The 7,968-nt window shown below is 71.7% G+C and carries 6 protein-coding genes and 1 pseudogene; 5 read left to right on the forward strand and 2 right to left on the reverse strand.

What is annotated here, in order from left to right:
• Both ACYVE9_RS10260 and ACYVE9_RS10265 read left to right on the forward strand, forming a co-directional pair.
• A partial coding sequence (locus tag ACYVE9_RS10260) for an ATP-binding protein (protein WP_461027459.1) occupies positions 1-312 on the forward strand: 312 nt, incomplete at its 5' end.
• A complete protein-coding gene (locus tag ACYVE9_RS10265; RefSeq protein ID WP_461027460.1) occupies positions 309-1,031 on the forward strand; it encodes a response regulator in 723 nt (240 codons plus the stop codon). The genes ACYVE9_RS10260 and ACYVE9_RS10265, both read left to right, overlap by 4 nt.
• Positions 1,032-1,138: 107 nt before the next feature.
• Here the strand turns inward: ACYVE9_RS10265 and ACYVE9_RS10270 are convergent, their stop codons facing one another.
• Complete coding sequence (locus ACYVE9_RS10270) at positions 1,139-2,164, reverse strand: ATP-dependent 6-phosphofructokinase (RefSeq protein ID WP_461027461.1); 1,026 nt, start codon at positions 2,162-2,164, stop codon at positions 1,139-1,141.
• Positions 2,165-2,377: 213 nt separating this feature from the next.
• On the opposite strand from ACYVE9_RS10270, the gene pta reads away from it, so the two are divergent.
• The 3 genes from pta to pyk all read left to right on the forward strand — a co-directional run bounded on the left by pta (position 2,378) and on the right by pyk (position 7,181).
• The gene (gene pta, locus ACYVE9_RS10275) at positions 2,378-4,492 is read left to right on the forward strand and encodes a phosphate acetyltransferase (RefSeq protein WP_461027462.1); all 2,115 of its coding nucleotides are present in this window, start codon (positions 2,378-2,380) and stop codon (positions 4,490-4,492) included.
• 2 nt (positions 4,493-4,494) lie between these two features.
• A complete protein-coding gene (locus ACYVE9_RS10280) occupies positions 4,495-5,694 on the forward strand; it encodes an acetate kinase (protein ID WP_461027463.1) in 1,200 nt (399 codons plus the stop codon).
• Between the two features lie 62 nt (positions 5,695-5,756).
• Entirely contained in the window at positions 5,757-7,181 is a 1,425-nt protein-coding gene (gene pyk / locus ACYVE9_RS10285) for a pyruvate kinase (RefSeq protein ID WP_461027464.1), read from the forward strand.
• Positions 7,182-7,294: 113 nt separating this feature from the next.
• Here the strand turns inward: pyk and ACYVE9_RS10290 are convergent.
• Positions 7,295-7,968, reverse strand: a pseudogene (locus ACYVE9_RS10290) (hypothetical protein); the annotation flags it as partial.

A 7,968-nucleotide genomic window follows, 5' to 3' on the forward strand; every position in this document is an offset into this window, starting at 1 on the left:
GTCTCGGTGGCGGTGCGCAGCGAGCCGGGCGGCGCGCTGCTGGTCCGGGTCGCGGACTCCGGCGACGGGGTCGACGGCACGCAGCTGGGGTCGATGTTCTCCAGCGGCTGGTCGAGCAGCCGGCCCGAGGGGGCGCACGGCCGGGGGCTGGGGTTGTCGCTGGTGCAGCAGGTGATCAACCGCTACGACGGTGAGGTCGACGTCGCAGGCGGTGAGGTCGACGTCGCGGGCGGTGCGGGCGGCGACGCGGGCGGTGCGGGCGCGGTCTTCACCGTACGCTTGCGTCCGCTTCGACAGGAACCGGAGGGATGATGCCGCGGACGCCGGACGTGGGGACGCCCGACATCGAGACGCTGGTCGTCGAGGACGATCCGCGGATCGCGGACGCGCACGCCCAGTTCGTGGCGCGGGTCCCGGGCTTCACGGTGGCGGGTGTGGTGCACAGCGGCGGGCAGGTCCCGGAGTTCCTGGACCGGCGGCCGGTGGACCTGATCCTGCTGGACTTCTACCTGCCGGACATGACCGGTCTGGACGTGTGCCGGGGGCTGCGCGCCCGGGGCGACTTCACGGACGTCATCGCCGTCACCTCGGCGCGGGACGTGGAGATCGTGCGGTCCGTGGTGGCGCACGGCGTGGTGCAGTACCTGCTGAAGCCGTTCACCTTCGCGGCGTTCCGCGACAAGCTGGAGCGCTACGCCGACTACCGGCGCCAGCTGGTCTTCCACGGGGATTCCACCGCGCAGCAGGACGTGGACCGGGCCTTCGCCGCGCTGCGCGGCAGTGTCGGCGGCCCGCTGCCGAAGGGCATGAGCAACGAGACGCTGGAAGCCGTCGTGGACCATCTGCGGCAGGTGGCGCCGGACGGGCTGTCCGCCAGCCGGGTGGGCGAGCTGATCGGCGCCTCGCGGGTGACGGCCCGCCGCTACCTGGAGCACCTGGCCGAGCAGGGCCTGGTGGAGCGGGCACCGCGGTACGGCGGTCAGGGCCGCCCCGAGCACCTCTACCACTGGGGGCGGCGCGCCGGGTCGTGACGACGCCGCGCGCCGGTGGCCGAGTGCCGGGGCGTGCCCGGCGGGGACGGCTCCGGTCGGCGGGCGGCTCCGCTCAGGAGGCGGCCCCGCTCAGGAGGCGGCCCCGCTCAGAAGACGGCCTCGGTCTCGTCCATGCGGTACTGCGGCACGGTCTTCAGCTCGCGGGTCGCGTCGGCGAGTTCGGCCATCACGATGTCGGTGCCGCGCAGCGCGGTCATCTTCCCGAAGTCACCGCGGTGGGCGGCCTCCACCGCGTGCCAGCCGAAGCGGGTGGCGAGCACCCGGTCGTAGGCGGTGGGGGTGCCGCCGCGCTGGACGTGGCCGAGGATGACGGGCCGCGCCTCCTTGCCGACCCGGCGTTCGAGCTCCACCGCGAGGCGGTTGCCGATGCCGGTGAAGCGCTCGTGGCCGTACTGGTCGATGACGCCCTTCTCGTAGGGCATGGAGCCCTCCGCGGGCCGCGCGCCCTCGGCGACGCAGACCACCGCGAACTTCTTGGCGCGGGAGAAGCGCTCCTCGATCATCTTGCACAGGTCGTCGAGCTCGAAGGGCCGCTCGGGCAGGCAGATGCCGTGCGCGCCGCCGGCCATGCCGGCCTCCAGCGCGATCCAGCCGGCGTGCCGGCCCATGACCTCGACCACCATGATGCGCTGGTGGGACTCGGCGGTCGTCTTCAGCCGGTCCATCGCCTCGGTGGCGACCCCGACGGCGGTGTCGAAGCCGAAGGTGCGGTCGGTGGCGGAGATGTCGTTGTCGATCGTCTTCGGCACACCCACGACGGGCAGTCCGGCCTGGGACAGCATGGTGGCGGCGGTCAGGGTGCCCTCGCCGCCGATCGGGATGAGCACGTCGATGCCGAGGCGGCCCATCAGCTCCTCGCTGTTGTCGCACGCCTCGCGCAGCCGGTCCCGTTCGAGGCGGGCCGAGCCGAGAATGGTGCCGCCGCGGGAGAGGATGCCGCTGACGGAGTTCAGGTCGAGTTCGCGGTAGCGGCCGTCGAGCAGGCCCTTGAAGCCGTCCTCGAACCCGATGACCTCGTCATCGCGGTCCACCACGGCCCGGTGCACGACCGACCGGATGACGGCGTTCAGTCCGGGGCAGTCGCCTCCGGCGGTGAGAACTCCGATGCGCATGCTGATCGCTACTCCTGATCGGGGACGGTCCGACTGAGGCCGGGGGGATTGTTTCATGTCCTGAACGCGGCCCGTACAGCTCGTCCACATGCTGCCGTGCGGGACGTCGCATATCCAGTTCCGCAGGTACTGTCAAGAGTAAAGCCAGGTCCGTACGGGTTTCCGTACCCGCGGCCTGTCGGGCAGCTCAGGACAGCAAGGGAGAGAGCAGGCGTGACGCGCAGCGTGTACGTAACCGGCATCGGCCGAGGTGACGGCAGGCAGGTGGTGGAGCTGGGGGTCATGGAACTGCTGACGCGGCGCATCGACCGGGTCGCCGTGTTCCGCCCGCTCGCCCACGACGGGCCGGACCCGCTGCTGGACCTGCTGCGCAGCCGCTACCGGCTGACCCAGCCGCCGGGCACGATGGTGGGCCTGGGCTACGACGAGGCGGCGGTGCTCCAGGCGGAGAAGGGCACCGACGAGCTGGTGTCGCACCTGGTCGAGCGCTTCCACGAGGTCTCCCGCGGCTACGAGGCGGCGCTGGTCCTCGGCACCGACTACGCGGACACCGGCCTGCCGGCGGAGCTGGCCCTGAACGCGCGGCTCGCCAACGAGCTGGGCGCGGCGGTGCTGCCGGTGGTGGCCGGCCTGGACCAGAGCGCCGGCTCGGTGGTCGCCGAGGTGCGCAACGCCCACCACGCCTTCACCTCGCTGGGCTGCGAGGTCGTCGCGACCATCGCCAACCGGGTGCGGGACGGGCACACCGCGCAGGCGGCCCGCACGCTGAGCCGGCACCTGCCGGAGCCGGTGTACGTGCTGCCCGAGGAGCCGGCGCTGTCCGCGCCGACGGTGCAGCAGATCGTCGACGAACTGGGCGCCCAGGTGCTGTTGGGCGATCCGGCGGGTCTGGCGCGGGACTGCCGGGACTTCGTGTTCGGCGGGGCGATGCTGCCGACGTTCCTGCCCGCGCTGACCGACGGCTGCCTGGTGGTGACGCCCGGCGACCGGGCGGACCTGATAGTAGGGGCGCTGGCCTCGCACTCGGCGGGCGCGCCGCCGATCGCCGGGCTGCTGCTGACGCTGGACGAGCGTCCCGGACCGGAGACCCTGCAACTCGCCGACCGGCTCGCGCCGGGCACCCCGGTGCTGGCGGTGCCGGGCGGCTCGTTCCCGACGGCGGGTGAACTGGTGACGCTCCAGGGCAAGTTGAACGCGGCCAACCCGCGCAAGGCGGAGATCGCGCTGGGGCTGTTCGAGTCGCACGTGGACACCGGCAAGCTGTCCGAGCGGCTGGCCGTGGTCGGCAGCGGCCGGGTCACGCCGATGATGTTCGAGCACGAGCTGATCGAGCGGTCCAGGTCCTCCCGGCGGCACGTGGTGCTGCCGGAGGGCACCGAGGAGCGGGTACTGCGCGCCGCGGAGGTGCTGCTGCGCCGCAACATCTGCGACCTGACCCTGCTGGGTCCCGACGCGGCCGTCCGCAAGCGGGCCGCCGACCTGGGTGTGCAGCTCGACCTGCTGGGCGCGGACGAGGTCTCCGAGGGCACGTCCGCCACCGCCCGGGTGGTGGACCCGGTCGAGTCGCCGCTGCGGGAACGGTTCGCCGAGCAGTACGCGGAACTGCGTGCGCACCGCGGCGTCACCTACGAGCTGGCCTACGACACGGTGTCCGAGGTGTCGTACTTCGGCACGCTGATGGTGCAGGAGGGGCTGGCCGACGGCATGGTGTCGGGCGCGGCGCACTCGACCGCCGCGACGATCCGGCCGGCCTTCGAGATCATCAAGACCAAGCCGGACGCGTCCATCGTGTCGTCGGTGTTCTTCATGTGCCTGGCCGACAAGGTGCTCGTCTACGGCGACTGCGCGGTGAACCCCGACCCGGACGCCGAGCAGCTCGCCGACATCGCCATCCAGTCCGCCGCGACCGCCGCCCAGTTCGGCGTCGAGCCGCGGATCGCCATGCTGTCGTACTCGACGGGCACGTCCGGTTCGGGCGCGGACGTCGACAAGGTGCGGCGGGCCACCGAACTGGTCCGCGAACTCCGTCCGGACCTGCCGGTGGAGGGGCCGATCCAGTACGACGCCGCGGTGGAGCCCTCGGTGGCCGCCACCAAACTGCCCGGCTCCGACGTGGCCGGGCAGGCGAGCGTGCTGATCTTCCCGGACCTGAACACCGGGAACAACACCTACAAGGCGGTGCAGCGCTCGGCCGGGGCGGTCGCGGTCGGCCCGGTGCTCCAGGGCCTGCGCAAGCCGGTCAACGACCTGTCGCGGGGCGCGCTGGTCGCCGACATCGTCACCACTGTCGCCATCACGGCCATCCAGGCCCAGGAAAGGGGCGCCTGAGCATGCCCGGCACCCGAGTGCTCGTTCTCAACTCCGGCTCCTCGTCGGTGAAGTACCAACTGCTGGACATGTCCGGCCCGACCCGGCTCGCGGTGGGCCTGGTGGAGCGGATCGGCGAGGCCGCCTCCCGTCTGGTGCACTCCCCCGCCGGCGGCGACCGGCGGGAGCGCACCGCCCGCATCGCCGACCACGACGCCGCGCTGAGGGCCGTCGCGGAGGAGCTGGCGGCGGACGGCAACGGGCTGGACTCACCGGAACTGGCCGCCGTCGGGCACCGGGTGGTGCACGGCGGCCAGAGGTTCAGCGCGCCGACCCTCGTCGACGAGGAGGTGCTCGCCGAGATCGAACGGCTGGTGCCGGTCGCGCCGCTGCACAACCCGGCGAACCTGACCGGCATCCGCACCGCGCGGTCGCTCAACCCGGACCTGCCGCAGGTCGCGGTGTTCGACACGGCGTTCCACACGACGATGCCGGAGCACGCCGCGCGCTACGCCATCGACGTGGAGACCGCCGACGCGCACCGCGTCCGGCGCTACGGCTTCCACGGCACCTCGCACGCCTACGTCTCGCGCCGCACCGCGGAACTGCTGGGCCGCGAGCAGGCCGACACCAACGTCATCGTCCTGCACCTGGGCAACGGCGCGTCGGCCTCGGCGGTGCGCGGCGGGCGCTGTGTGGACACCTCGATGGGCCTGACCCCGCTGGAGGGCCTGGTGATGGGCACCCGCTCGGGTGACGTCGATCCGGCGGTGGTGTTCCACCTGTCGCGTGTCGCCGGCATGTCGATCGACGAGATCGACACCCTGCTCAACAAGCGCAGCGGACTGCTGGGGCTCTGCGGGGACAACGACATGCGGGAGATCGTCCGGCGGACGCAGGAGGGCGACGAGCAGGCCCGCCTCGCCTTCGACATCTACGTCCACCGGCTGAAGAAGTACATCGGCGCGTACAGCGCCGTGCTCGGCCGGGTCGACGCGGTGGCCTTCACCGCGGGGGTCGGGGAGAACTCCGCACCCGTGCGGCAGGCCGCCGTGGAGGGTCTCGCCGAGCTGGGCCTGGCCGTCGACTCGCAGCTCAACGAGGCGCGAGGTGACACGGCACGGCTGATCTCGCCGGAGTACGCTCGGGTCGCCGTCGCCGTGGTGCCGACGGACGAGGAGCTGGAGATCGCCGCACAGGTGTACAGCCTGGTCAGCCGCTGATCGGTGAGCTGCGTCACCCCCCGATACGTTTCGCGTCTAAACAAAACGATAGGATCGCACCCATGCGCCGTTCCAAAATCGTCTGCACCCTGGGCCCCGCCGTCGACTCCTTCGATCAGCTGAAGACGCTGATCGAGGCCGGCATGAACGTGGCCCGCTTCAACATGAGCCACGGCAGCCAGCCGGAGCACCAGGAGCGGTACGACCGCCTCCGCAAGGCCGCCGAGGAGACCGGGCGGGCGGTGGGCGTGCTCGCCGACCTCCAGGGCCCCAAGATCCGCCTCGCGACCTTCGCCGAGGGACCGGTCGAACTGGTCCGCGGTGAGGAGTTCGTGATCACCACCGAGGACGTCCCCGGTGACAAGACCATCTGCGGCACGACCTACAAGGGCCTCGCGGGTGACGTCTCCAAGGGCGACCCGATCCTGATCAACGACGGCAACGTCGCGCTCCAGGTGGTCGAGGTCGAGGGTCCGCAGGTGCGGACCATGGTCATCGAGGGCGGGGTGATCTCGGACCACAAGGGCATCAACCTGCCGGGCGCCGCGGTCAACGTGCCCGCGCTGTCCGAGAAGGACGTCGACGACCTGAAGTTCGCACTGCGCATGGGTTGCGACATGGTCGCGCTGTCCTTCGTGCGCAACGCCGCCGACGTGCGCGACGTGCACCAGGTGATGGACGAGGTCGGCATCCGGGTCCCGGTGATCGCCAAGGTGGAGAAGCCGCAGGCGGTCGAGAACATGGAGGAGGTCGTTCTCTCCTTCGACGGCGTGATGGTGGCCCGCGGTGACCTGGCGGTGGAGTACCCGCTGGAGAAGGTCCCGATGGTGCAGAAGCGCCTCATCGAGCTGTGCCGCCGCAACGCCAAGCCGGTGATCGTGGCGACCCAGATGATGGAGTCGATGATCACCAACTCGCGGCCCACCCGCGCCGAGGCGTCCGACGTGGCGAACGCCATCCTGGACGGCGCCGACGCGGTGATGCTCTCCGCCGAGTCCTCGGTCGGGCAGTACCCGATCGAGACGGTCAAGACGATGTCGAAGATCGTGGTGGCGGCCGAGAAGGAGCTGCTGTCCAAGGGCCTCCAGCCGCTGGTGCCGGGCAAGAAGCCGCGCACCCAGGGCGGTTCGGTGGCGCGGGCGGCCTGCGAGATGGCCGACTTCCTCGGCGCGAAGGCGCTGGTGGCGTTCACCCAGTCCGGTGACACCGCGCGCCGGCTGTCGCGGTACCGCGTCGCCCAGCCGATTCTCGCGTTCACCGAGGACGCGTACACCCGCAACCAGCTGACGCTCAGCTGGGGCGTCGAGACGTTCGTGGTGCCGCACGCCGAGAACACCGACGCCATGGTCCAGCTGGTCGACGCCGAGCTGCTGAAGCTCAACCGGTACCAGGAGAGCGACACCATGATCATGACGGCCGGTTCGCCGCCCGGAGTGGTCGGCACCACCAACATGGTCCGGGTGCTGCACCTGGGCAGCGAGAGCTGACCGTACCGGGCCGAGGCAGCGGAAGCTGACCGTCCGGACATGAGGGGCCCGTCCGCCGCCACCGCGGTGGGCGGGCCCCTCACGTCGTGCCGGGGGCGGGCTGCGCCGAGCGGTCAGTCCGAGAGGGAGAGGTTCATGCCGGGCACGGTCAGCGTGCCGCCGAACTGCCCTGCCTGAACGACCTCGACGTCGGTGAAGAACGCCACCGGCACGTCCAGCGGCGGCGGCGACTTCGGGCTGAAGACGATCGGGATCAGCCCGAACAGCTTGCCCCTGAGCTGCTCGGTGTACATGGTCACGGTCCCGCCGCGAATGGTGGAGGTGCTGCCGGGCCGGGCCCTGACGTGCTGGGTGGTGCCGCCCGGGCCGTCGACGAGCTGGTGCAGGTCCCTGATGTCCAGCGACTCGGAGGTGAACTTCAGGACCCGCTTCTCGACCCCGCTGTGCGTACGCACCCGCACGATGCCGTGGTACTTCAGCCCCAGCAGCGTCAGCCGGGTGGACTCCAGCCGCCACGGGGTGTCCGGCAGCAGCGCTCCGGTCGGCTCCGCGGCAGCGTCGCGGTACGCCCGGGCGTCGAACTCCGGGCAGGGGAACGGCTCCTTGCCGCCCGCCGCCTCCTCACCCGGCGGCTGCTCGCCCGCCGCCTCCTGCCCCGGGGGCTGATCGGCGTCCGGTGACTCCTCGGCTGACGGCCGCTCGGCCGGCCCGTCCTTCTCCCGCTTCTCCCCGGCGTCCGGGCTCCGGTCGTCGGAGGTGTCGCCGCCGGTGTCCGGCTTCCGCGCGG

The organism is Streptomyces sparsus, from assembly GCF_054776295.1.